This window comes from Flavivirga jejuensis (genome assembly GCF_030540765.1).
Lineage (GTDB): Bacteria > Bacteroidota > Bacteroidia > Flavobacteriales > Flavobacteriaceae > Flavivirga > Flavivirga jejuensis.
In genome coordinates this window covers 61,269-86,920 of the sequence record NZ_JAUOEL010000002.1, presented here as the reverse complement: position 1 = coordinate 86,920, position 25,652 = coordinate 61,269, and the positions used below count along the sequence as shown (strand labels likewise).

At 33.3% G+C, this 25,652-nt stretch carries 18 protein-coding genes; 15 read left to right on the top strand and 3 right to left on the bottom strand.

All coding sequences use genetic code 11. From position 1 onward, the window contains the following. Positions 1-46: 46 nt before the first annotated feature. Positions 47-1,048: a type IV toxin-antitoxin system AbiEi family antitoxin gene (locus Q4Q40_RS05645; protein WP_303300773.1), complete on the top strand. Its 1,002-nt coding sequence runs from the start codon at positions 47-49 to the stop codon at positions 1,046-1,048. Further along, complete coding sequence (locus tag Q4Q40_RS05640) at positions 1,029-1,871, top strand: nucleotidyl transferase AbiEii/AbiGii toxin family protein (protein ID WP_303300771.1); 843 nt, start codon at positions 1,029-1,031, stop codon at positions 1,869-1,871. Before Q4Q40_RS05645 ends, Q4Q40_RS05640 begins: the two co-directional genes overlap by 20 nt. An 86-nt stretch (positions 1,872-1,957) precedes the next feature. Here the strand turns inward: Q4Q40_RS05640 and Q4Q40_RS05635 are convergent, their stop codons facing one another. The 3 genes from Q4Q40_RS05635 to Q4Q40_RS05625 form a co-directional block, all read right to left on the bottom strand. Next, the gene (locus tag Q4Q40_RS05635) at positions 1,958-3,169 is read right to left on the bottom strand and encodes an NAD(P)/FAD-dependent oxidoreductase (RefSeq protein WP_303300770.1); all 1,212 of its coding nucleotides are present in this window, start codon (positions 3,167-3,169) and stop codon (positions 1,958-1,960) included. Positions 3,170-3,179: 10 nt separating this feature from the next. After that, positions 3,180-6,416, bottom strand: a complete 3,237-nt coding sequence (locus Q4Q40_RS05630; protein ID WP_303300769.1) for a LodA/GoxA family CTQ-dependent oxidase — start codon at positions 6,414-6,416, stop codon at positions 3,180-3,182. 166 nt (positions 6,417-6,582) lie between these two features. Continuing rightward, a complete protein-coding gene (locus Q4Q40_RS05625) occupies positions 6,583-7,443 on the bottom strand; it encodes a hypothetical protein (RefSeq protein ID WP_303300768.1) in 861 nt (286 codons plus the stop codon). An 899-nt stretch (positions 7,444-8,342) separates the two neighbouring features. On the opposite strand from Q4Q40_RS05625, the gene Q4Q40_RS05620 reads away from it, so the two are divergent. The 13 genes from Q4Q40_RS05620 (at position 8,343) to Q4Q40_RS05560 (ending at position 25,638) form a co-directional block, all read left to right on the top strand. Continuing rightward, positions 8,343-9,065 (top strand): MIP/aquaporin family protein, encoded by a 723-nt coding sequence (locus tag Q4Q40_RS05620; RefSeq protein ID WP_425555978.1) that lies wholly within the window; start codon positions 8,343-8,345, stop codon positions 9,063-9,065. 43 nt (positions 9,066-9,108) lie between these two features. Beyond that, positions 9,109-9,942, top strand: coding sequence for a TorF family putative porin (locus Q4Q40_RS05615; protein ID WP_303300767.1), 834 nt, complete (start codon positions 9,109-9,111; stop codon positions 9,940-9,942). A 93-nt stretch (positions 9,943-10,035) separates the two neighbouring features. Next, positions 10,036-11,106 carry a dihydroxyacetone kinase subunit DhaK gene (dhaK, locus tag Q4Q40_RS05610; RefSeq protein ID WP_303300766.1) on the top strand — a complete coding sequence of 357 codons (1,071 nt, stop codon included), beginning with the start codon at positions 10,036-10,038 and terminating at the stop codon, positions 11,104-11,106. 25 nt (positions 11,107-11,131) lie between these two features. Continuing rightward, complete coding sequence (gene dhaL / locus Q4Q40_RS05605) at positions 11,132-11,770, top strand: dihydroxyacetone kinase subunit DhaL (protein WP_303300764.1); 639 nt, start codon at positions 11,132-11,134, stop codon at positions 11,768-11,770. A 28-nt stretch (positions 11,771-11,798) separates the two neighbouring features. Further along, entirely contained in the window at positions 11,799-14,267 is a 2,469-nt protein-coding gene (ptsP, locus tag Q4Q40_RS05600; protein WP_303300763.1) for a phosphoenolpyruvate--protein phosphotransferase, read from the top strand. Positions 14,268-14,689: 422 nt separating this feature from the next. Then, positions 14,690-15,568, top strand: coding sequence for a helix-turn-helix domain-containing protein (locus Q4Q40_RS05595; RefSeq protein WP_303300761.1), 879 nt, complete (start codon positions 14,690-14,692; stop codon positions 15,566-15,568). A gap of 161 nt (positions 15,569-15,729) precedes the next feature. Then, the gene (locus Q4Q40_RS05590) at positions 15,730-17,376 is read left to right on the top strand and encodes a dihydroxyacetone kinase subunit DhaK (protein ID WP_303300759.1); all 1,647 of its coding nucleotides are present in this window, start codon (positions 15,730-15,732) and stop codon (positions 17,374-17,376) included. A gap of 482 nt (positions 17,377-17,858) precedes the next feature. Beyond that, on the top strand, positions 17,859-18,518 hold the full coding sequence (locus Q4Q40_RS05585; protein ID WP_303300757.1) for a Crp/Fnr family transcriptional regulator: 660 nt from the start codon (positions 17,859-17,861) through the stop codon (positions 18,516-18,518). 302 nt (positions 18,519-18,820) lie between these two features. Next, positions 18,821-19,489: a DUF6796 family protein gene (locus Q4Q40_RS05580; protein WP_303300756.1), complete on the top strand. Its 669-nt coding sequence runs from the start codon at positions 18,821-18,823 to the stop codon at positions 19,487-19,489. Further along, positions 19,479-21,206 carry a CRTAC1 family protein gene (locus tag Q4Q40_RS05575; RefSeq protein WP_303300755.1) on the top strand — a complete coding sequence of 576 codons (1,728 nt, stop codon included), beginning with the start codon at positions 19,479-19,481 and terminating at the stop codon, positions 21,204-21,206. The genes Q4Q40_RS05580 and Q4Q40_RS05575 overlap by 11 nt, the downstream gene beginning before the upstream one ends. A 261-nt stretch (positions 21,207-21,467) precedes the next feature. Then, complete coding sequence (locus Q4Q40_RS05570) at positions 21,468-21,737, top strand: hypothetical protein (protein WP_303300754.1); 270 nt, start codon at positions 21,468-21,470, stop codon at positions 21,735-21,737. Continuing rightward, the gene (locus tag Q4Q40_RS05565; RefSeq protein ID WP_303300753.1) at positions 21,737-22,114 is read left to right on the top strand and encodes a hypothetical protein; all 378 of its coding nucleotides are present in this window, start codon (positions 21,737-21,739) and stop codon (positions 22,112-22,114) included. The genes Q4Q40_RS05570 and Q4Q40_RS05565 overlap by 1 nt, the downstream gene beginning before the upstream one ends. Further along, a complete protein-coding gene (locus Q4Q40_RS05560) occupies positions 22,111-25,638 on the top strand; it encodes a bifunctional metallophosphoesterase/BamA family protein (protein WP_303300752.1) in 3,528 nt (1,175 codons plus the stop codon). Before Q4Q40_RS05565 ends, Q4Q40_RS05560 begins: the two co-directional genes overlap by 4 nt. The last annotated feature ends 14 nt before the right edge of the window (positions 25,639-25,652 follow it).

Sequence of the window (25,652 nt, the reverse complement as noted above, 5' to 3'; positions counted from 1 at the left end):
GTGTTCATTGTCACTGAACATGTTAAAATAATGAACACTTAATCCTATGTATCGTAATAATGACTTCATATACGAGGCTACTTCTAAGCTAGAACAACTTATCAATATTCCTGTCGAAATAGATAGTAGTAGACAGAACTATGATGTCCTTTTAAACATCAAAGATGAGCAATTTATCGTAGAAGCAAAATCTGCTGTAAGAACTTCAAATCAAGGTTTGGTATTGTCTCAATTAAAGGAGGTGAAGCATAATAGTAACAGGCCAGTTATTCTAATAGCGGAATACATTTCTAAAAAGGCAGCAGAGATGCTTAAAGATCATGGTATTAATTATATAGATATAGCAGGTAATACTTTTATAAAAAAAAATAATCTAGTGATTTTTATTGAAGGTCAAAAGAAAGCTAAAAAAGAAAAAACAAACCAATCTCGAGCTTTTCAGGAAGCTGGTTTAAAGATTCTATTTCACTTATTATATAAGCCAGAACACCTTCAAGATTCTTATAGGAAAATCGCAGAGAACGCTGATGTTTCTATTGGGTCTGTGAGTAATGTGATGGCAGAATTAGAAGATTTGAATTTTATTTTAAAGACTAATGACAAGCGTGTTCTAAAAAATAAAACTGAATTACTTGAGCGCTGGATTGTTGAATTTAATGAAGTATTAAGACCCCGTATAATGAGAAAAAAAATGAAATTTCTTGATAACGATTTTCAACATCAATGGCGAAACATCAATACACATATTAATGATGGTTATATTTTATGGGGGGGTGAACCAGGTGGAGCAATTCTAACAGAGAATTTAAGACCAGAAAAATTCACTCTTTTTACTGATCTAGATTTATCTGAAGTAGCAAGATCGCTAAAACTTGTTCCAAGTGAAGACGGTGAAGTCGAAATATTATTAAAATTCTGGAAAAACGATTTAGGAAATAATAAAACAGCACCTGCACTTTTAGTGTATGCTGATTTAATTAATAGTGGTTTTAGTAGAAATATAGAGACAGCTAAACAAATACTAGAAAATGAGCTTAGATATATCTAGTGATAAATTTACACATCCACTATTAAAGCCCATTCTGTTAGAACTGACTGAGTATTTTAAGCAAGCTAGAATTTCCTTTTTTGTGATTGGAGCTACAGCCAGAGATATCATTATGGAATTACATAATGAAAAATCTGGGCGTTTAACCTATGACCTGGATATAGCGATAACCGTTAACGATTGGGAACAATGGCAAAAAGTTGAAGGGGAGATAGTAAATCTTGAAAACTTTAGTAAGGATGCCGATCAGAAACAGCGGTTTTTATATAAAGAGAAATTCCAATTAGACATTGTACCTTTTGGAGATATCATGAAACAAGACAGTAAAATATTCTGGCCACCTGATGAAAATTTTGCTATGTCTGTATTAGGGTTTAATGCTGCCAACGAAGCTTCTCTTAAAGTAAATATTGATCAAGAAATAGAAATTCAAATAGCTTCTCTGGGCGGAATATTTCTCTTAAAGATTACAGCGTGGAAAGACCGACATTATAAAAGTAATAAAGATGCAGACGATATCGGTTTCATCTTAGAAAACTATTTGATAATTAATGAAGAAAGAGCAGCTGCAAATCATTATGAAGAAGTCTATATTGATGATTTTACCATTCTGAATGGAGGGGCAACATTATTAGGTATAGATGTTTCGAAAATCTTAAAAGGGTATCCTCAAGATTTGGAAACGGTTAACCAAATTTTGAAGGATACAATAGACAAGAAAGAATACAGTATACTGATTAATCAAATTTTAGAAACACATAAAACGTTCTCTTACGAAGAAGTATTAGAGAGTCTACAAAATATAGTAGACCAACTAAACTAATGAAATCAATTATATTAACACATAAACTCATAATATGTGGTAGATAAGTGGTTGTACCAAATAATACAATTTTGAAAGCCTATATTTTATGGTGTGAAATTTGATCGTTTATCTTTGGACGTGTTTGTTATTGCGGACAACATTTTTTCGCTTTTCATAGGAACATTAACCTTATCAGATATATCATGTCTTCTTCTCCAAAAAGAGGCCTCTTTCCAGCGCATTTCCACACCGTAAAAAATCTTTTTGTGTTTGAGATAATGTTTCCATATTTCTTCAATTTGATTAGTGTATGCTGCTTTAAACTTTTCCATTTTTTGAGAATTTAGGTCAGCTATGAAATCAAATTTAATAATCAATTCTTTAAGTTGTAAAGCACTTGCCATGGCATGAAACATGCCTTGAGAAGAAAGCGGGTCAAAACTAATTGCTGCGTCTCCTAATGCGGCCCATTGTTGATCTGCAACCTGTTCCAATTTGGTAGAGTTTGCAGCTACAGTTCCTTGAAATTCTATTGTGTTTTCATTGCTTTTGAGTAATTCTGAAATCTCTTTATTCCCTTTAGATAGTTTTAAAAAGGATTTGGTAGTTTTAAATTCGTTCTTAGTAATTAAATCAGCGTCTGTATGAAAAGCCACTATACGTTTGTTGTTTGGAACAACAGAACTGTACCACCAACCATGCTCACTGGCAGAAATAGTACTCATTGTGTTTTCTGTGTTATTTGGTAAAGTAATCCAACAAGCAATTAGTTTATCTTCTATTTGACGTTTAACTCCTAAGCTTCTGGCAAAATGAGATTGACGTCCGCTTGCATCAATCACAAAAGAAGCAGAAATAGAATGATTTTCTGAGTTTTTATCATTTGATTTTACTTGAACTTCCCATTTTGAATCTAGATAAGTGCTTTTATACAATTGTGTATTCCACGAACACTTTACGCCTCGCTTTTCGGCCGATTTTCTTAAATAACTTTCAAATGCTTTTCTATTGAGGTTTTTAACAAATCCGTCTGGATTTCTTAGATGATCTACAATATGAACTTGATCACTTCCCCAATATGACTGCATCCCAAAATTTGTTTGATAGATAGGATCTAACTGGTTTTTCATCCCATCTAATAAATCGAGTTGTTTTAGAATTCGCAGCGCAGCAGGAGCTAAGGATTCTCCAATTCTTTCTTTAGGTTCGGAAAGTTTATCAATGAGGGTTACATGATAAGTATCTATCAAAGAAATGGCAGCAATGCAACCTGCAATGCCGCCACCAATAATTAAAATGTCTGTTTTTTGATCCAATAAATTGATTTTATTTTGGAATATACGTTTGGAAACGAACCAATCGTTCTGGAACTCCCACTTCTTTTCGTGGTTGCCTCGCATGAGGAACTGTTTTTGTTTTCGAGAATTTATGTGCTTCCGAAGCTAATAAATTAATTAGTTTCTCAACTTCTCCTGTTAGTTTTTCATCCTTAACCAATTCGTCTTTTACCAGCTCTAATAGTTGATCACGGGTACTCGTTAGCAAATAGCCTTCGTTGAGTAAACCTTCGTTTGATAAGTGTTTTAGAGTGAGTTGTAATAACGTATCTTCTTTTTTATCTAAGTTCTTGTTGTTATTTAAAATATCTCTTAATCGGTTTTCGGTTTCTTTAAGTAACAGGGCATTTTGTTCTTCATTTGGAATGACACCGATTTGCATCTCAGTCGGGAAATTTGGATTGTCATTTACTCCAGGGCGATGCTGAACGATCGCTAATTTGTCAAAATACTTCACCATAGAATTAATTTGATTGGTTTGGGTTGGAGCAGCTCCATCCAATGGCAAATCATCTAACCAAAAATAGCGATAAGCAAATGCTTCTTTTCGTGTTTCTTCAGATAAATGTTGATCTAAAGTTTCTTTATAACGCTCTTCACTTAAGATATTGTTAGGAACTCTTGCAGGCCAAAATGTTGGTAAATAAGGATCGTAAGAAGCTGTATAGCCATCTCTACAACTTGCAGTATCGGTTTGCCAAGGAATGGCCATCCATCTTGTAACACCGCCAGGCACTTGTCCTCCTAATAACGGTCCGGCAGGCGAAGTCAAAGCCTCACCATTCATAGTTGAACCATAGTAACGATAATCTGTTTTTGGGTTTTTAGGCGCATGTTTCAATCGGAAAGGATGTGAATACATTCCCGAAGTTCTCATAGGCCAGGTCATTTCACAACCAGGGTGAAAAGCATCTGCCAAACAGAAATCCATTGCTGCTTTGGTTAGCATATCAGGTTGTTCATCAATAGGATAATCATCAATAGTTTTTGGAGGTGGAGTATATGGACATCCTGTTGTATCAATAAAGTCAGCATCAAAATCCCCCTCAACCCATTGATCTAAAAATTGCAATTGTAATTTCGATAAAGTAGAATGTTGACGAACAGAGCCTTGCGAAGGAATTGCAACAGCATCCCCATACAACCATGGCCATAATTGTGGAGCTTCAGCCCCTGTTTGATCAAATCGACGAAAGTTGTTAGAGATTGTACGGCGCATTTCGTAATTAGCAGATGAAGGATCATTTAATTTTTTTACCCACGCATTACTTGTGTAATTAAACTGTCCGTTCCAACCAAAGGCAGCAGCGAATCCAGCATTTACCCATTGCAAATTTGTCATTCTTTCGAAAATGGGCAATATATCTTTAACAAAAGAAGGTCTTTCTGGTCTTACTAACATTTCAGATTCAACAGCAACACTTCGCATTAAATCCCACATGGTTCTCACAGATTTTTGCATTGGAGCGTAATCTGGTGGCGCACAAATCACCCAAGATGGATCAACATTAAGTTTTACACCTTCGTATTCTACCTCTGCAGTTACAGGGCCGTCGGAGATATCATCATACCAACCTTCATTATTTGCGAAAGTAATGGCTCTGTCACCATTTATATTTTCCGATTTCCCATGACCTCCTAACATGATTAAACGCCCTTTTTCATCGGTGCGCATTTCTCCGAGATAGACCGATTCACCCATGAATTTTCCTTTAAATTTTTTCCCTGAGGTTACATTGGGTTTAGAAATGCGTTCTTTTTTACCATCAATAAACAATGCATCACGGTTTTTTACATCAATATTTCTCAATAAAGAAGGAGGTATGCTTGGGTTGGATGCATCTGGAATATCTAATGCAATATGGAATTGATACCATGATGATTTTTGATTTGCTAAATGTGAATGCCATGTAATGTTTGCATTCTCCATAGTCAATTCTTTTACGGCTTTTCCTGCGGCATTGAATCCATAAATTCTGAATTGGGCAGCTTGTCGTTTTATAGCTCCCGTTTCATCTCGATATGCATAGGGGTCTCCTTTTATTTCGGGTTGATCAACCAAAGGACCAATAAAGTATGCATCATCACTATTTCCTACTCGCATTACTCCGATTGGTGGATAGATTCCTGCTCTAACAATACAATTGCTATTTTCGTCTGTATTACCCTCAAAAGGAGGATTTATTTCTTTTGGTTCATCTTGTTGTTGACCGTTAGCCTGATGTCGAGCTTCGGAACTTGCTTCATACACTGTTTTTCTAGCGTCAGCAATACTACCTAATGGTTTATGTGCTTCTAAAGTTCTCCAGATATTGAAAGAAAGGTTCCTTCCAAATTCTGCTTGACCAATAGCCGTTACATCTTGTTGTGGTAAATGTAACTTTGCTATACAAATATAAGGGCTGTCTTCGGTGTTCCAGACCACTTGCGCATCATTCAATGGCATGGTTGCATCATCGGTGCGTAGTTGGATTTCAAATCTAAATGTTGAATCGCCATTACGTAAACGCTTTTCTAAATCTAACTTTAAATAATTATTATCATCAAAAGGTGCGCCTTTATAAGTATGGTCAGGAACCAAACGATATTTTACAATATTTGATTCTCCTAATTTGAATGGTAAAATCGCCCAATAGCTTGCACTCAAACAGCTTGCTTCTTCTTTCAGCATGGCTTGTAAAATATGGGCAAGCTTTGGGTGTTTATTGATGTAGGAATCATAATCACGATCTATAACTCCTGCCGTTGTAAAACTGCACATTTGTTGCGCATCACTAGCAAAAAAACGATCTATATTTTGAAAGATGAAATCGGCATTAGTTCCTTCTCCAAGTAGCTTTGGGCCATCCACACCAAAAAGCTTTAACCCAACTCCTATAGTTGTGTGCAAATCAGGAGAAGTAGGAGCTGTGTCACTAGAAAAACGAATGACAGATTTGTATGATTTGCCAGCAAAAATCCCTTTTTTGAATTCTTCAGGAATATCATCATTAATAATGAAATCTCCATATGCAATACCGTGTTGTTTTCTGAAAACGGACCGTTCTGCTGGTTTTTGTCCTTTTTCAATTCGGGTTTTTTGTCCCATTTCTACAAACATTTCTTTGAGACGTTGAGTAACTATTTCTGTGCTTCCTTCACTATCCCAGCATTTTACATTGTTTGCAGTAGGCTTTCCTTTGATAGGGTGTTTCTTTTCATTTTCGTCATTTGATTTTTTGTGCATCTTTTGAGGGTTTTAGTTTGGTTTGTTTGTTTATAATGATTTGTGTATGAAACTTAGGGTATAAAAACATACTACTTTTCGAGTTAGACATTGACTTTAGAAATTCCTCGTGGATTCAGGCCTAGTCAAATCTGCCATAATTTCGGTTAAACATGGTATGAAGTATTTATTTTTCGTTAACACCTATTAATTGTTTATTAATATCGAATTCGTATTTAAACTTTCCGATTTCAAATGTTTGTTCATCAATCTTTTTTAATCTCCCTTTGTTCATAAATAGAAAATCATTTTGATTACAATCTTGGGTGTAATGTGCTATTACTAAATTATAGAAATTGAAATTTCCATTTTTGTTTTTGTGTAATGTTAAAAATTCGTTTTTCATTGCTTTTGGGACATCCATCAAAGCTTTGGTTTGTCTATTGACCTCTTCCATTGCTTCAATTTCGTTTCTATGAAATTGTTTGGCTTCATTAACCATACTGCTAAACATTTTTTTGTTAATATCTTTCAGCCATTTTGTAGATGAATTCTCCCATTCTGAAGAAGTAAATACTTTAAGTATTCCATTTTCGAACAGAAGATAAAGTCCAAGTTCTTCAGACTTATATAAATCTCTATCCTCTTTAGTTAAATTAAGTATTGATTTGACAAAATTTAAGTCAAAATTTTCATAATCTATACCTTCTTTTAAAATGTCCTCAATATTTAAATCAGAATACTCGAATTCCCAATCAATTCCTTTTACCGCTATTGAAACATCTGAAAAGGAAATTTTGGTTTGAGGATTCTTAGCTAATACAAATTGAAGACTTTTGGTTAAAGTTTTGAATCCTAAAACAGATATTTTGTCAGAATCAAAAGAATGTATTGTGTAAATATGATTCGTCGGAAAACCTATTTTTTCAATGCAATCATTTATTGATCCTTTTTCTAACTCGTCTATTGGAATTAGTTTTTTGTTCTCAACTTTGAAGAATCCTGTCTTACTACTATATTCTTTTTTTGAAAATAAATTGTTAAACATTCGATTGGTTTATATTAAGTACAACAATTAAATATAATTACCACGCAATTATATTTTTAATATATACCCTACGAATATAGTAAATATTAACCTACAAATAAAGTGGATTTTTTTAAGGAATCGAAACTGCTTTTTTTTAGAGACATGAGCATTGATTTCGGTTGGATTGATTAAACGATAAACAAAGAATAATAGAATGTATTCTTAATTTTTAGCACACTCAATTAAACTGTTTTTAAAGTGTCGAATTTAGTCCAAATCTTACATCTTTGTTACTTTTCTTATAAAAATACTACTTCAAAAAGCTCATTTTCCCAAAAAAGATAAAAAATGAGCCAAATAGAAAATTTTAGACCATAGCGATGTTATATGTTTGAAAAATACTAATAATTCATTTTTACTAGCCTATAAATGATATATCAATAATTATAATGAGTTTTATTTATTAAATATTTATTTTCAAATAATAAGCTTGTTATTGTTAAGTTTTGTCCGCCCAAGTTGAGAGCTATTTTGAATATTACTGTTATAGTCTTTGTATGTCAAAAAAATTACTGGGTTAAAAATGAACTCTCGGTAGAAAAATAAAGAATTTCTTGAAACCAACTATCCCTGCCTTTACTGGTAAGCAGGCTTGAGGGAGAGCCATAGAAGTATACTTCGGCTCCGCTTAGCATAGGTTTTTGCTGGTTTCATACCTAATCAAGTTGCGTACAGGTTTTGACCTAAAAGGTCTAAAATCAAAATTCTGTATTTAGATTTCCGTTCCTGCCGAGAAGCAGGTTCACAGGAATAACAATTTCAATGGAAACCCTGCCTTTGCTGGTAGGCAGGTTTGAGGCAGAGCCTGGAGGAATTCTTTTCGATTAAATGAGTTAAAAATTAAATTAACAAAGATTATGGAAATTAATATTTTATTAGGAGAATTATTTGGAACCATGATATTGGTTCTTTTAGGCAATGGTGTTGTAGCCAATTGTTTATTATCTGAATCTAAAGCGAATGGTTCAGGATGGATGGTGATAAGTTCAGGATGGGCTTTTGCTGTATTAGTAGGTGTTTTTGTTGCTTTGGCTTTTGGAGCTCCAGCACATATAAACCCTGCTGTAACGATAGGTTTTGCAGTTTCTAGTGGCGATTTTTCAAATGTAATTCCTTTTATAAGTGCTCAATTTATTGGAGCGTTTTTAGGAGGGCTTTTGGTGTATCTTCATTTTGGACCACACTGGAAAGCTACCGAGAATGCTGGTCTTAAATTAGCCTGCTTTTCAACAGGTCCTGCAATTCGTAAAACAAGTGCTAACATTATAAGTGAAGCGATTGGAACTTTTGTTCTTGTACTTGGAGTTGCTGCAATTTTTGATAGTAGTGGTCGTGTTTCAGACGGCTTGGGGCCATTTTTAGTAGCTGGTCTTGTTTGGGGTATTGGTTTATCATTAGGAGGTACAACAGGTTATGCTATCAATCCTGCCCGAGATTTTGCACCACGTTTAGTACATGCTATTTTACCTATTCCAGGAAAAGGAAGTTCAGATTTTGCTTATAGTTGGATTCCAGTAGTTGGTCCAATTATAGGTGGTGTTTTAGCTGGATTATTTATCATATTCTTTCCAGTATTTTAACAAAAACTCAATATTAAATAAATTAATATATAAATATTATATCGTGAAAAACTTAAAATATATAACATTTTTGTTGGTCGTTTTATTAACGTTATCAACAACTGCACAAACGGAAGCTGTAAAAGAAAATGCAAAAAAAGAAGTGAAAGATTCTATGTCTCAGGACAAGGAAGTGACAAAAAAAAATGACTGGGGAGTGCATTTTGAAGTAACACTGGCAACTAGATTTATTTGGCGTGGACTTGTATTAGGAGATTATCCAAATATCCAACCAAATGTTACATTTTCTAACGGCGGCTTTTTTACTGGAATTTGGGCATCGTACGCACTCTCTCCTGCAGAACGAGGTGGCGCATCTTCTAGTGAGGTGCCAGTAGCAGAAAATTACAAGGAAATTATTCCTTATGTTGGATATGGTGGTAAAGTTGGAGAAAATTCCAATCTAACAGTTATGGTGTTAACACACTATAATCCTAATGTTGGTGGTTTTTTTGATTTTAATAATACACCCGAAGGAGGTGGGGCAGCGCTAACTAATAGAGTAGAATTAAGAACTATTTATAATGTAGGGAAACTTGATTTCTTTGCAGGTTGGGATTTTATTAATGATCCAAGTGATAATTCCTCTTTATATTTAGAAATGGGATATACTTTCGATTTTCCAAAAGATATAAAAATACGCCCATTCATATCTGGAGTGCCTAATGATAATTTTTATACAACAGATGGAAAAGCAGACTTTACGCAAGTTGGTTGGTACACATCTAAAGCATTTCCTATAGGAAAAGATATTAATCTTGCATTAAGAGCAGATATGGTATATAATCCAAATAGAGATCAATTTAATGCCGCTTTTAATGCTACAATAAAACTTTAATCATTATTTTCATCTTAGTTTCAATAGAGCTAAGAGGAAATTTATATTCTAGTAATAAATGGAATAGGATTTAACCTAAATTAAATAGAAAACATGAAAAAACTAATAAATAATATAGAAGATGTAATTACCGAGCAAATGCAAGGTATGGCAGCAGCACATCCAGAATTAAAAATAAATCTTGACCCTAAATTTATAATACGTGCCGATAGTGATTCGCAAAAAAAAGTAGTTATTATTTCTGGTGGAGGTAGTGGTCATGAACCTATGCATGGCGGTTATGTAGGTAAAGGCATGTTAGACGCTGCTTGCCCAGGAGAAGTTTTTACTTCGCCAACTCCAGATCAAATGTTTGAGTGTGCAAAAGCCGCTCATAATGGTCACGGTGTTTTATTTCTAGTTAAAAACTACACAGGCGATGTTATGAATTTCGAAATGGCTGCCGAGATGTTGAATGCAGAGGGTATAAAAACTCAAAACGTATTAATTGATGATGATGTTGCTGTTAAAGATAGTCTTTATACAGCAGGAAGGCGTGGTGTAGGTACTACGGTAATCATGGAAAAAATTGTTGGAGCAGCAGCAGAAGCAGGCTATAGTTTAGAAGCTTGTGCCAAATTAGCAACAAAAGTAAATTCGTATGGTAGATCTATGGGGATGGCACTTACTTCGTGTATTGTACCAGCTGCTGGCAAGCCTAATTTTGATATTGATGAAAATGAAATTGAAATAGGTGTTGGTATCCATGGAGAACCAGGGAGAAAGCGTATCCCTCATACATCTTGTGATGAGATTACTTCAATTTTAACCCATGCTATCCTTGATGATGGTGTTTATACCAGACAAATAAGAGAATGGGATCACGGTACTGGTAATTGGAAAGAAATAGAATTTACAAGCCCTCCATTTAAAAGTGGTGATAAAATGATTGTTTTAGTAAACGGTTTAGGGAGCACGCCGCTATCCGAGCTTTATGGTGTATACAGAAAAATGCACGAAATTTGTGAAGACAAAAATATTGTGATTACCCGAAAAATTATAGGGTCTTATATAACAGCTTTAGATATGCAAGGGGTTTCGATAACTATGGTAAAAACCGATGATGAGATATTAAAATTTTGGGATGCTCCAGTAAAAACACCAGCATTAAGATGGGGTGTTTGAATTAAGTAAAATTAAATAAAAAATTATGAAGACGTTACAACATAAACATATTATAAAATGGTTTGAGTTAGCATCACTGACTTTAAGAGAAAATAAAGACTATTTAACAAAGCTAGATTCTGAAATTGGAGATGCAGACCATGGATTTAATATGGAGCGTGGGTTTAATAAAGTACATAATAAACTAGAAGAATTTTCTTTAAATACAGATTTGGGAGCCATTTTTAAAAATATGGGTATGACACTAATATCTAGTATTGGTGGTGCATCTGGGCCACTTTACGGCACGTTTTTTCTTCAATTTGGTATGGCTATAGTTACAAAAACAGAACTTTCATTACAAGATTTTGTTACCGCTTTTGAAAAAGGTGTAAATGGTGTAAAACTTAGAGGGCGTGCATCTGTAGGAGACAAAACAATGATTGATGTTTTAGCCCCTGTAGCAGACAGATTAAAAGAGTCTCTTTCAGAAAACAACACATTCGAAAAAGTATTCTCAGATATTGTTAAGAGTGCTGAAAAATCAATGAAATCGACAGTTCCACTCATTGCCAAAAAAGGAAGAGCTAGTTATTTAGGAGCGCGTAGTGTAGGACATCAAGACGCAGGAGCAACTTCTAGCTACCTTATATTAAAAAGTTTAAAAGAAGCTATAGAAGAATAATTAATGTTTTAATTGATACATGTAAAGAATGGTAGGAATAGTAATTGTTTCTCATAGTAAAATGTTGGCAGAAGGTGTAAAAGAACTTGCAAATCAAATGTCACAAAATAAAGTAGCTGTTATCACGGCAGGTGGTTTGGAAGATACATCTAGTCCAATAGGAACAGATCCTTTTAAGATAAAAGATGCTATTGAAGCATTAAGTGATAGTAATGGGATTTTAGTGCTTATGGATATTGGAAGCGCAGTTATGAATGCAGAATTAGCTCTAGATTTGGTTGATGAAAGGTTAAAACATAAAACCTTATTATGTGAAGCTCCTTTAGTTGAAGGCGCCATAGCAGCAGTGGCACAAGCCATGACAGGTGCAGATATTGAGGCTGTTGCTAATGAGGCTAAGCATAGTCTTTTAGGAAAGCAAACATTATTAAAACCTGTTGAAGAGCAAGTTGAAACAGATGCTTTTACAGATGTAGTAGGTAAAGAGATAAAAATCACGGTTCCTAATCAATTGGGTTTACATGCCAGACCATCGGTAAAACTCATAGAGTTAGTAAATAAATTTGATGTTACTGCAACGGTAAGCACAAAAAACAAACCCTTTGTTGCAGCAGATAGTATCAGTCAGGTAAGTACGCTAGGAGCTAAAAAGGGCGACATACTTACATTTAGAGTAAAAGGCAAGCAGGCTGATGATTTAGAAATTGCTTTAAAAGGTTTTGTCAAACAAAATTTTGGAGATCCTGTAAACACAATTATACCCCAGAGTAATAAAAAAGTTAGTAAGCATGTTAATAATAAATTAGCTGGCATAGGCGTATCAAATGGTATTGCTATTGGCCATGCTAAATTGTTAAAAAACATGGTTGTAAACGTTAAAAAAGAAAAAGCCGAAAATACGTTATTGGAGATTTCAAAGCTTAAAATGGCTATAGAAGCTGTCTTAAATAATATTATAGACCTCCAACAAAAAACAATGGCACTTTATGGTAAGGAGGATGCCGAAATTTTCGACTTTCATATCTTCATGCTTAACGATTCTAAAACGCTTGATAAAGTTGAGCAAATTATTAATAATGATTGTCTTTGTGCCGAATATGCTTGGTATACCGTTTTTTCAGATCTTGAAAATAAGTATTTGGAAATGGAGGATGCATATTTGAAAGAGCGTGCAGCAGATATTGTTGAAATACGGAATAAGGTAATAAGTGACATTCAAAGAGATTCAAAAAATGATATCATACTTACAGAACCTGCTATTTTAGTAGTAGATGAAATAGGCCCGGCACAAACATTAAGTCTAGACACAGATAAGGTACTAGGAATTATATCTATGCATGGTGGCGAAACGTCTCATGCTACAATTTTAGCGCGTTCACTTGGTATTCCAGCAATTACAGCAGTAGGTAAAGCGATTAGTGATATAAAAGAAAACGATATGCTTGCTATGAATGGTAGTACTGGCGATATTGTTCTAAAGAGTGAAAATCCAAAAAAAATCAACGTTCTTATTCTAGAAAAGGAAAAAGAAGACCGCGTTATAAAAGAACGTTTTATAAAAGCAAAACAACCAGCAATTAGTAATGATGGGGTTGAATTTAAAATTTTGGCAAATGTAAGCAGTCCAAAAGAAGCTAAATTGGCTTTTGTTAATGGGGCAGAAGGTATAGGTTTATATAGAACAGAATTTCTTTTTATGAATCGAGAAAGTGCACCTTCAGAAGAGGAACAATATAGTGTTTACAAACAGTTGTGTGAAAACATGAAAGGGCTTCCTATTACCATTAGAACATTAGATATTGGTGGCGACAAGCACATACCGTATATGGGTATTGGCGAAGAAAATAATCCGTTTTTAGGATTAAGAGGTATTCGATATTGTTTACAAAACATCCCATTATTTAAAACACAGTTAAGGGCATTATGTAGAATTTCAGCCGCATACCAAATTAAAATTATGTATCCTATGGTTGGTATTGTAGAAGAAGTTCTTAGTGCCAACAAAATTTTAAGAGAAGTACAAAACGATTTAAAAAAGCAAAATATTCCTTTTGATAAAAATATGCAAGTTGGTATTATGGTAGAGGTGCCTTCCGTTTTGTTTCTTATTCCGCAATTAGCAAAAGAAATAAATTTTTTGAGTATTGGCACTAACGATTTAACTCAATATTTATTAGCACTAGATAGAGAAAATACAAATGTTTCAAAATATTTTAGTGCATTACATCCTGCGGTTTTATCAGCTGTTCAAACTGTTATCAAGTTAGCAAAAGAAAACAACTTAGAGGTGAGTTTGTGTGGAGAGCTTGCCAGAAATCAAAATGCAACCAAACTATTATCAAGAATAGGATTAAGAAATTTTAGCATGTCTAGCCCAGCTATTCCAGATATTAAAGAAGTTATTCGTAACCTAAGTATTAATAAAGATACTATGAATTCTTCTGTAAATGAATATTTTACGACGCTAGGTGATGTGAAAAGCTCTTTTAGCAGCTAGCAATATATTTATAACTCTTTTGAAGCCATTAGAACTACCTTTTTTACAGCTCTGGGTGAGGTGAAATAACAAAATTCAAGATTTTTTTTATTCAAAAGCTCATTTAAATTTATATGAGCTTTTTTGAATATAAACCATTTTAGTTGGTTTTTTTTGACCTTAGAATATAATATTCTTAAAATTAGTTCTAAAAATGAGCAACTTAAGTGGCGTTTTCGTTGATGTATAAAACTTAAAAGATTTTACTCTGTCATTTTATTAGTTTTAAGCATAGCTAAAAGATAATTTAGCTCCCTTTTTATTTTTTATTTCATAAATAAGAGAAGACTTTTCATATAAAAAGACAATATATGAGCCAAATAGAACATTTTTTATAAGAGTAATTAAATATATTTGGGTATTCTAAATAGATTACAAGTACAATGATTAGTGAAGAGTTAAAATTATATTTTGATAAGGCGGACAATTTTAAAGTGATGGAGACCGATCAACAATCTATAGTACAGTATTCTATGATGGAAGGAAAGGAGAAAGATAGACTATTTATCAAAGATCACATGTTGATGTTTGTCTTGAGAGGTAACCAGGGTATAGTAACACCTAATTATTTTTACAAACTAGAGGCTGGTGAAGCCATCTTTGTAAAGAAGGGTTCAATAATTGTTTGCGAAAAGTTGAAGTATGGAAATACACTAGAATGTATTTTAGTATTCTTAACAGATGAATTTCTTTCAGAATTCATTTCACAACATAGACAGTTAATAGCACCTTCAGAATTATTAGATGTAAATTCAATGGGAGCCTATCAGTTCTATCTCGATAAATGGATGGATGGATACATAACCTCGGTCTCTTCCTATTTTCAATTAACGCCTACACCAGTTTCGGAGTTGTTGAAACATAAATTTGAAGAATTACTGATTCTACTTGTTACAGGGCAAGAACGCAGTTATTTTATGAGTTTTCTTAGAGAATGTTTAGTGGAAGAAAATTCATCAATTGATGTTGTTATTAATGCCAATGTATATCGCAGTCTAAATGTTGATCATCTCGCTTACCTTTCCAATTTAAGTTTATCTCAATTTAAAAGAGAATTTAAAAAGAAGTATAATGATTCTCCTGCCAATTGGCTTAGAAATAAGCGATTGGAACGTTCTTCAAAGTTGTTATTAACAACGAACAAAAATATTAATGAGATATGCTATGAATCTGGTTTTAATAATGCATCACATTTTTGTCAATTGTTTCATAAACAATATCAAATATCACCACTAAAATACAGACAAAAAATGACTGCTTAAAAACCAAATTTCAATATTTTTTAAGCTTAGATGGTTTGATAACTAAACGATCTTAAAAGTTTATACTAATGTTTTTTATAAAAGCAAAATAATCCAATTTTCATTGGACAGGAATCTTATTTCCGAAAATCAAGTATTAATTAAACTAAAATTATAATATAATGAAACGCTATTTTAATGAATCTGAAAATGTTGTTACTCAAGCAATAGATGGGATTTTAAGACTTTCTGGAGAGCATGGGGTAAAACGAGCGGATGCATTTCCAGCAAGTAAATTTGTTACCAGAAATAAAATAGATAAATCAAAGGTTGCTATAATTTCGGGAGGTGGAGCAGGTCATGAACCAGCCCATATTGGCTTTATAGGAAAAGGTATGCTTACGGCTGCAGTATCTGGAGAAGTATTTGCTTCTCCGAGTGTTGAAGCTGTTTTATCATGCATACTTCATGTTACAGGCGATGCAGGATGTTTGTTAATTGTGAAAAACTACACGGGAGATCGCCTAAACTTTGGTTTAGCGGCAGAACGTGCGAAGAAAGCAGGTAAAAAAGTAGAAATGGTTGTTGTATCAGATGATATAGCAATACCAAATGCACCACAACCAAGAGGTATTGCTGGTACGTTGTTTGTACATAAAATTGCTGGTCATCTGGCAGAGCAAGGAAGTTGTTTAGAAGCTGTTAAGGCAGGTGCTATAGAAGCCGCTAAAAACAGTTTTTCTCTTGGCTTAGCAGTGTCTACTTGTTCGTTACCAGGAACAGAAGTAAATATTATTGGTGATACGGCAGAATTAGGGCTTGGTATACATGGAGAGCCTGGATTAGACAAGGTAAGCTTTAAAGGAGGAAAAGAGGCTGTAACCATGGTATTGTCTAAATTATTCGCAAAAACTGATTCTGATGAAAGGTATGCGATCTTAATAAACAACCTAGGGTCTATAACACCTTTAGAAATGTCTATTATTACAGATGAGGTATTACAATCTAGATATAAAGATCAAATAGAGTTGGTTATAGGACCTGCAAGCTTAATGACATCCTTAAACATGTATGGTTTTAGTTTTTCAATTATAAAACTTACAAAAGAAAATAGAGCCATGTTAAAATCTGAAGTGGCTCCAATTGCATGGCCAAAAGCTATGGAGCCCAAGGATCCTGTAACTTTTGATATAAGTTACCAAAAATTAAGAAAGGAGTTTCTTCCCAGCAGAAACCCAAGAACAGAACATTTTATTCAAACTATTTGTTTAAATCTTCTTGATGCAGAAGCGTATTTAAATGAACTTGATAAGAAAATAGGGGATGGAGATACAGGGGCTACGTTTGCTGCAGGTGCGCGTGGAATAATGAAATTATTAGACAACCATAGCTTACCCCTTGATAATACGTCGGATTTATTGACAAATATGGGAGAACTTTTAGCGAGTTATATGGGAGGTTCAAGCGGTGTACTACTCTCTATAATGTTTACGAATGCTGGTGCGATGATGTCTGAAGGTATGGATTTTCCTGATGCCTTGGAAAATGGTGTAAATATGATGATGAAATATGGAGGAGCAAGAAAAGGATCACGTACCATGGTTGATGTTCTGTTACCTGCAATAGAAAAATTAAAACAAGGTAGCTTAGAGGAAGCTGCTATTGCAGCCCGTAAAGCAGCAAATGATACCGCAAAAATGGATAAAGCCAGTTCTGGTAGATCGTCTTATTTAAGAGCAGAGAGCTTACTGGGAGTTATTGATCCAGGATCAGAAGCTGTAGCCATTGTTTTTGAGTGTATTACTACCAAAAACTTAGAAACTGTTTAAGAATTATGAGAAAATACGATTTTTGCCTCTATAAAGGCAAAATAAAACTGGCGAAATACCCCTATGGCTTGCCGGGGATAGTCAGTTTCAATAATTTTTTTATTTGAAAAGAATTCCCCTGGGCTCTGCCTCGAACCTAACTGTCAGCAAAAGCAGGGACGGGACAGTTGGTTTCAAGAAATTCTTTACTTAAAAATTTAGTTTAGTTCAGTTTAGTTTAGTGCTAAAAAATGCACATTTAGGTGAATTTATAGTAAAGAACCAAATGTCATTTCCTTATTCAACAGGCGAATTATCGAGTTTAATCAACTCAATTCGCCTGGCGACTAAGGTTTGTCAATTTATGACGTAAATAAAGTAGGCTTGGTATCTTATAATAAAAATACACCAATATGTCGCCCAAAGTAACTATCAAAAATTTAAGATAATTATTCAAATCTTAAATTTATATCTTTGATTTTGTAATCATTACGATATTATACTTGAAAGCAATTACAAAATATTGGTTTTTAGAAGGTTTTAATCTTTTTAGAAAACTCGGAATGCTCAATATGATGAAAATCTGTGAGATTCTGGAAATGGATAATATTGAAAAAGGCAAATCTATTGAACTTAATGATAAACATAAGGATAGTGTTTTCTTTCTAAAAAGAGGTAGTGTCAAAATTGTAAACACGACAAATAACACCGTAAAATATGTTGTAAAGCGCGGTAATATCTTTGGAGAACTTTCTCTTTATAACAAAGAAGCTGCAACCGAAGAAGTAGCTTATGCTCTGGAGGACTGTGTAATCTGTTACATAGAATCTGAACAGATGGAACAACTTATGGAAAAACATAAGTCGCTAAAAAATGGCGTGCTTAAAATTTATGGCTTACGCATTCAAAAATTAGAACGAAGACTTCACGATTTATTATATAAAGATAGTACAACAAGAATAAGAGAATTTATTTTAGATTATTTAGAAGAGTTTGGTGAAAAAAATGATGGAGGCATATCAATTGCTAAAAATTTATTGTCCCATAAAGAGATTGCAAACCTTACTAATACGTCAAGACAAACAGTTAGTAATGTATTAAGCAAAATGCGAAAAGATGGAGTTATAGATTACGACGTTCAATTTATTTCTAACACCAAATAGTTAGATGAAATCCAAACTAGTTAAGTTTTGGAATACATTTAAGAGATTACTTAAACAGGGGGTAACACCAAAACAATTGGCTCTTTTTTGCTTAAACAAAAACAGCTGCTTTTTATTTGAGTAATTCTAAATCAGAACTGGTATTGGTTTTTTAATACAATTAAAACTTTATCCTATGAATTATTATGCGGTTTTGTAGGGTGGACACTAACAGTAATCCCCTCAGGTATAGTATTTTTCTTTTTTCTGAAAGTAATTTTAACATATTTCGACAAACTTAAAACTAACCAATTAATCGCAAAATGAAACTAACTAAAATATTAGGGTGTTTAGGGCTTATTGCGTCTATTCTTGTAGGACTAGGCGAATACCTATTACATTATTCTTCAGATATTTTAGAACATTCTAAAGCTTATGAGTTTTTCAAATTTGTATCATTAGATAATCTTACTACAGGACATTTTTTAGCAGTTATAGGCTTGCCTTTTTATTTTGCAGGATACATTCATATTTACCGAATGCTAAAATCTGGCAACGAAACCTTGGCAAGAATTGTTCTGGCAATTGGTTTTATAGCCTTTGCAGTAGGCGGTGTTTGGATTGGCTCAAGAGCTTCAGTAGGTAATATCGTTCATTTAAAAGATACAATGGATACCTCTACATATCAAAACCTATTAACACATTACACAAACCATATGGAAATATTGGTGCAAGCCCTTCGCATAATTATAGCGACACTATCTATTGTTTTTGCAATCACCATTTTAAAAGGAGGGACGTATTATAAAAAATGGATGGCCGTTTTCAATCCCATTATTATACTTATTCTGCTGGTTGTTATTGGCAAGTTATTACCTTCAATAGGCAAGCATATGTTGCCTATCCTAATGAATGTTACTCATTTTATTCTTTTCACATTATCATTATATCAACTAAGTAAACTAACAAAAGCCAACAATAATGTTAAGTAAAAACACAAGAAACCTCTTAAGTATATTTAAGAAAACCTTTATAGTAATAGGTCTAATTTTAGTAGCATTAATAGCAGTTGTTCTTTGGTTTTTCTGGAACGACGCGGCTTCAGAGAAATATGATATTACTATAGATGATAATAAAATACCATTGTTTGAACAAGTAACACTTAATTTTAACCATCAATATAATAGTGAAAAATCATTACCAATTGCACCTGCAGCATTAATAGATATAGACAACGATAATGTGGATGAAGTGTTTTTTGGAGGAGGCATGCATCAAGAAGATGCCATTTTTGCCTACCGAAATAATGAATTTGTTGATATATCTTCCGAAGTCAATTTACCTAAAAAAGGAAATACAAAAACAACAGTTGGTATGGTCTCGGCCGATTTTGACAACAATGGTTTTACCGATATTATTTTAGGAAGAGAAGACGGTTTACGTATTTATTATAATACAAACGGAACGTTTACAGAAAAAATTATCAACACACCAATAAATGAGAAATCTAACCCAGCTGGGATTACCGTTGGAGATATAGATAAAGATGGAGACTTAGATATTTTCCTCGCCACTTATCTTAAAAAAGAATTAATGGAAGGGCAAACTATTTTTGAAGATTACACCTATGGTTCTACAAGCGAATTATTACTCAATAATGGAGACGATACGTTTAAAAGCATTACTAAATCTGCTGGATTAGACTATATACACAATACTTTTCAAGGGGTGTTGGTAGATGTAGATGACGATAGCTGGCTAGATTTGGTTGTTGTACATGATACTGGAGAAGTGCGTACCTATAAAAATAATGGTGATTTAACATATACAATGAAACCAAACCCATTAACCAAAAAATTTGCCTATCCCATGGGATTAGCTGTTGGTGATTACAATAATGATGGTTTAGTAGATTTTATGTTCTCTAATACAGGAAGTACCCTACCAAGAGCCATTGCAAAAGGAGACATAAAAGATGCCTCTTTATTTAATGAAAAATGGATACTCTTTAGAAACGATGGCAACTTTAAATTCACAGATACAGCCGAAGAAACTAAAATAGCAGATTACGAATTTTCTTGGGGTTGCACTTTTGCAGACATGAATAATGATGGTTTACAAGATTTAATGGTTGCCGAAAATTATGTGGATTTAGCACCTAATAAATTATTTAGATTAAAAAGTAGATTCTTAGTTCAAAAAGAAGATGGCACGTTTGCGCCAACCGAAGAAAAAAGCGGTGTCGTTAATCCGCATTTTGCGATTACCTCTTTAGTTAGTGACTTTAATCAAGACGGCTACCTTGATATGATTTGGGTAAATATTAATACCCCTTCTTTAGCTTATATAAATAAAGGAGGCACTAACAATTATTTACAAGTAGATTTAGGAGAATCTATAAACGTACAAGGCGCAAAAGTTACTATTACAACACCTACAAAAACACTCACCGAATGGATGGTAACTGGTGAGGGCTTAGCAAGCGACCAAACCGCATTGCTTCAATTTGGACTAGGCAAAGAGTTTCGTATTTTGAACCTTAAAGTTCGCTTGGCGAATGATAAAGAAATTAGTATCAACAATCCAAAAATAAATAGCATTGTTGATTTAAAAGCAGAAGTTGAAAAACACAATACAACTGTAGAAAAGATTGTTGAAGATGCACAAGAAGATTCCATGATTGTAATATCTGGAAATGAAGAGATATAGATCTTTTAAATGCTACATTTTGCATAAGTAACACAGAAATCACTTTAGGTTGTCGTCTGAAGTAACTATTGAAAAAATAAAGCTTTCCCCAATTAAGATTAGACAGTAAATTGCCTCATAACCTGTTGGTAATGAAATTACATAGTATTTATATTATGTGATGGAGGGATTATTTCGCCTTTATTTAAAATAGAATATCTGAAAAAACAAAGGTCATTTCAGAAACTGATATAGAAACCAAAGAATAAAACAATAAAAAAAATGAATTTTATTAAACAATTACTCGGACAGAATAAGGAAGAAGACATTACGGAATTATCTAAAGGCTATTGTCCAAATTGTTGGGGACACCAAAAATACGATAACCTAATAAGAGAAAAACATAAAGACGCACAAATAAGTGTTAACAATCACAGTGCTAATTATGCATTTGTGCAGGATTTTATAGTAACACATCTAAAAGGGATTAAACTTAAGAGTACAGTTACAGGAACAGAATGTCCTACGTGCATCATTGTAAATAAAAACTAATGCTAAAAACACTCATATATTATGTCATTCTTATTATCCTAATTATAGGATTATTTGGATCTGGCGGATTGGTACTCGAAGAATTTAAAACAGGTGAAGGTTGTCCGAAAATAATGGATATACCCATGTGTTTGGTGATTCTAATCTGTTTTCTTATACCATTTATAACACACCTTTTTAAGAAATGGCATGTCTTATACTTTTTATTTACAGGGGTGGCAGGCAGCATTGCATTAGCAGCTTCTATTATGCAATTTACTGGACATGCAGAATGCCCAAAAACCGCTTTAGGCACACCAATGTGTTACTATTCTTTTGCCCTGTTTAGTAGTTTAATTATTCTAAAAATATACCATCAAAAACCAAACAAACTATGACCATTTTAAAAAGCTTTGAAAAAAGTATTATATACTTTTTTTTGCTAACGAGTTCCATCGTTTTGGGGCAAAAAAATGATAAATCAATTTATTTAATAGGTAATACAGGTACAACAGAAAAAACAGATGTGTTGTTAGAAATCATCAAAGATTCTAAAAAAGCTGATAACCCAATATTATTATTGTTAGGTAACTCAGTTAATACTGAAGCTCAAAGCAAAGATTTCGAAAAAAGCATAACGCATCAACTTGATAAGCTATCTTCATTTGCTGGTGAGACATTTTTTATGCCAGGAACAAATGAATGGGCCATTAATGGGCATAAAGGTGTTCAGTCTATAGAAGAACATATTCAAAAAAATAGTGATTCAAAGTTTTATCCAGATGGTGGCGAGGCCATAAAACATAAAGATATCTCAGAAAATATAGTACTCATAACAGTAGATACCCAATGGTTTTTAGAAGATTGGGATACCGACAATTATATAAATAATAATAGTGACATTAAAAATAGAACCTTATTCTTTTTAGAATTTGAAAATAGAATTAAGAAAGCCTATGGTAAAATAATTCTTGTGGCATTGCATCATCCAATTGAAACAAATACAAAACAAGGGTTACTAAGTAATATTGGAGGAATTAATTCGCAAGATTTTCAAAATAAGACATATAGAAAACTGAGAAATAGATTAAAAACGATAGGTCAAGGGGTAAACAATATCATTTTTATATCGGGGAAAGATAAAAACTTACAATATATAAATAATGGAGTGCCACAAATTATTAGTGGAGCTGTCGGAAAAACTAGAAATGTTACTAACGTTAGTGAAGTAGATTTTGGAATAGCCGAAAATGGTTATGCTAAGTTAGAAATTGATAATAATGGTAAAGTAGAAGTAAAATATTATACTGTAAAAAATGAGGCTTCTAATGAAATTTTTAAATCTACTATTCTAAAAGGAAATGAAAATAAAGACGAAAAATATACCTTTAAAGATCATTTTCCAGAAACAGAATCCGCTTCAATCTATACAAAAGAAGAAATAGATAAAAGTAGTTTATACAAAACACTTTGGGGAGAACATTACAGACCGTTTTATGGAACCGATGTAACAGTGCCAGTCGTATTATTAGACACATTAATGGGGGGACTTACACCCATAAAAAGAGGTGGTGGTCATCAATCTAAATCATTGCGTTTAGAAGATAAGGAAGGGAAACAATTTGTGATGCGTGCAATAAAAAAAAGCACCACTAAATTTCTTCAAATAAATCTCTTTCCAAATACTTATATAAGTAACACACTTGATGATACGGCTATTGATAAGTTTTTATCAGATTTTTATACCACATCAAACCCTTATGGTCCATTTGCAATTGGAGCCCTCTCAGAATCCATTGGAGTTAATCACACGAATCCCATATTATATTACATTCCTAAACAAAAAACACTTGGCGTTTTTAATGAAGATTTTGGAGATGAGTTATATATGATAGAAGAACACGTAGGAAGTACGCAAGTAGGATTACATAGTTTTGGGAAACCCAAAAAAATACTAAGTACTGCAGATGTGCTACAGGAAATACATAAAACAGGAAAATCTGTAGTTGATGAACCTTCATATATCAAAGCCAGGCTTTTTGATATGCTTATAGGAGATTGGGACAGACATGAAGATCAATGGCGTTGGGCATTTTTTGAGGATGAAAACGGAACATCACATTGTGAGCCTATTCCCAGAGATAGAGATCAGGCGTTTTCAAAATATGATGGATCATTAATTTCTTTTTTAACGCGTGCCGTACCAACTCTACGTAAAATGCAATCCTATGATGATGAAATAAGGAGTGTAAAATGGTTGGCTTCCTCTCCTTATCATTTAGATTTAATATTGGTTAATGCTTCTGGTTGGGATGAATGGAAAAAACAAGCACAATACATTCAGGAGAACTTGAAAGATTCTGATATTGAAAAAGCTTTTGAAGCGTTTCCTCCAGAAATAAGAGGCGAAGTGATTTCCGATATAAAAGAAAAATTGAAAGGAAGACGCGCTAATTTGATGAAAATAACAAGAGATTATTATGAGTATTTAAATAAATTCGAAGTGGTTGTTGGGACTCAGAAATCTGATAAATTCACTATAACACGTCTTCCCAATGGAGAGACTTCTATAAAAATAGACCGCAAAGATATTGGCCTTTTAAATAGAACATTTTCTCATGATATTACCAAAGAAATATGGATTTATGGTTTGGATGGTAAAGATACTTTTGTTGTAGATGGCGAAGGAAATGATCTTATTAAAATTAGAATAGTTGGTGGAAAGAAAAACGATACGTACGATTTTAAAAACACTAAAAAAGTAAAACTCTATGATTATAAGAGTAAAGAAAATACAATCGTAAATAAAAAATCCAAAAAGTGGCTGGTGGATGATTATAGTATCAACAATTACGATCATAAAAAAGTAAAACATAGTTTTAGTCAAATATTACCTTTATTGGGATTAAACCCCGACGATGGTGTGAAAATTGGAGTCCTAAATAATTTTTCATTCTTCGGACTTCAACGAAATAAATTTACATATAAACATAGCATTAGTGCGGCATATTATACAGGTAATTCTGGTTATGACTTGTCTTACAAAGGAGAATTTTCGAATATTTTTCATCATTGGAATTTTGGAGTAGAAGCTAAATATACCAGTCCAAATTTTGCACAAAACTTCTTTGGCTTTGGTAATGAAACCACCTATGATAAAGACGATGTAGACCTTGATTTTAATAGAATAAGTATAAAAGAATTGAGTGCTGCCATTTCATTAATATGGAAAGGAAGACATGGCGGTTCTTTTTATTTTAAGCCTTTAATAGAATCTTTTGAAGTCGAAAACGCATCAGATAGGTTCATTAATACGTTACCTGCAAACGCTACTCTTTTCGAAAAACAAACGTATTTAGGTAGTGAAATAAATTACACTTTTAAAAATAAAAATGATATTGCCTATCCTACAATGGGCTTAGATGTTGGCGTTACCATTGGATATAAAGCAGCTATAGATGGGGGTAATGAAGACAATACCTTTGGTTATATAAAACCACATCTAGCTATAAACCACAAATTAAATAAAAACGCTAGTCTTGTGTTCGCTACAAAAATAGGTGGAGAAGCTATTCTTGGAGACGATTTTGAACTGTATCACGCTGCACAATTAGGAGGAGGTAAAAACCTTCGAGGCTATAGAAAAGAACGATTTATTGGTAAATATTCAATATTCCAGAGTACAGACATAAGATGTAAAATTGGCAATTTAAGTAGTGGTATTATTCCAATGAAATATGGTATAACTGGAGGTTTTGATTATGGAAGGGTATGGTTAGAAAACGATACATCAGATAAGTGGCATAATAGTATAGGAGGCTCCTTTTGGGTTAGTGGTTTGGAAACATTCACTCTAAATGCAGGATATTATTCAAGTGTTGAAGGAGGACTAATCTCTTTTGTACTTGGTTTCTCCTTTTAAATATAAAACAAGAA

Coding starts and splice junctions, on each gene's coding strand:
- Q4Q40_RS05645 (WP_303300773.1), top strand. CDS start 47: ATGTATCGTAATAATGACTTCATATACGAGGCTACTTCTAAGCTAGAA.
- Q4Q40_RS05640 (WP_303300771.1), top strand. CDS start 1,029: ATGAGCTTAGATATATCTAGTGATAAATTTACACATCCACTATTAAAG.
- Q4Q40_RS05630 (WP_303300769.1), bottom strand. CDS start 6,416: ATGCACAAAAAATCAAATGACGAAAATGAAAAGAAACACCCTATCAAA.
- Q4Q40_RS05625 (WP_303300768.1), bottom strand. CDS start 7,443: ATGTTTAACAATTTATTTTCAAAAAAAGAATATAGTAGTAAGACAGGA.
- Q4Q40_RS05620 (WP_425555978.1), top strand. CDS start 8,343: ATGGAAATTAATATTTTATTAGGAGAATTATTTGGAACCATGATATTG.
- dhaK (WP_303300766.1), top strand. CDS start 10,036: ATGAAAAAACTAATAAATAATATAGAAGATGTAATTACCGAGCAAATG.
- dhaL (WP_303300764.1), top strand. CDS start 11,132: ATGAAGACGTTACAACATAAACATATTATAAAATGGTTTGAGTTAGCA.
- ptsP (WP_303300763.1), top strand. CDS start 11,799: ATGGTAGGAATAGTAATTGTTTCTCATAGTAAAATGTTGGCAGAAGGT.
- Q4Q40_RS05595 (WP_303300761.1), top strand. CDS start 14,690: ATGATTAGTGAAGAGTTAAAATTATATTTTGATAAGGCGGACAATTTT.
- Q4Q40_RS05590 (WP_303300759.1), top strand. CDS start 15,730: ATGAAACGCTATTTTAATGAATCTGAAAATGTTGTTACTCAAGCAATA.
- Q4Q40_RS05580 (WP_303300756.1), top strand. CDS start 18,821: ATGAAACTAACTAAAATATTAGGGTGTTTAGGGCTTATTGCGTCTATT.
- Q4Q40_RS05575 (WP_303300755.1), top strand. CDS start 19,479: ATGTTAAGTAAAAACACAAGAAACCTCTTAAGTATATTTAAGAAAACC.
- Q4Q40_RS05570 (WP_303300754.1), top strand. CDS start 21,468: ATGAATTTTATTAAACAATTACTCGGACAGAATAAGGAAGAAGACATT.
- Q4Q40_RS05565 (WP_303300753.1), top strand. CDS start 21,737: ATGCTAAAAACACTCATATATTATGTCATTCTTATTATCCTAATTATA.
- Q4Q40_RS05560 (WP_303300752.1), top strand. CDS start 22,111: ATGACCATTTTAAAAAGCTTTGAAAAAAGTATTATATACTTTTTTTTG.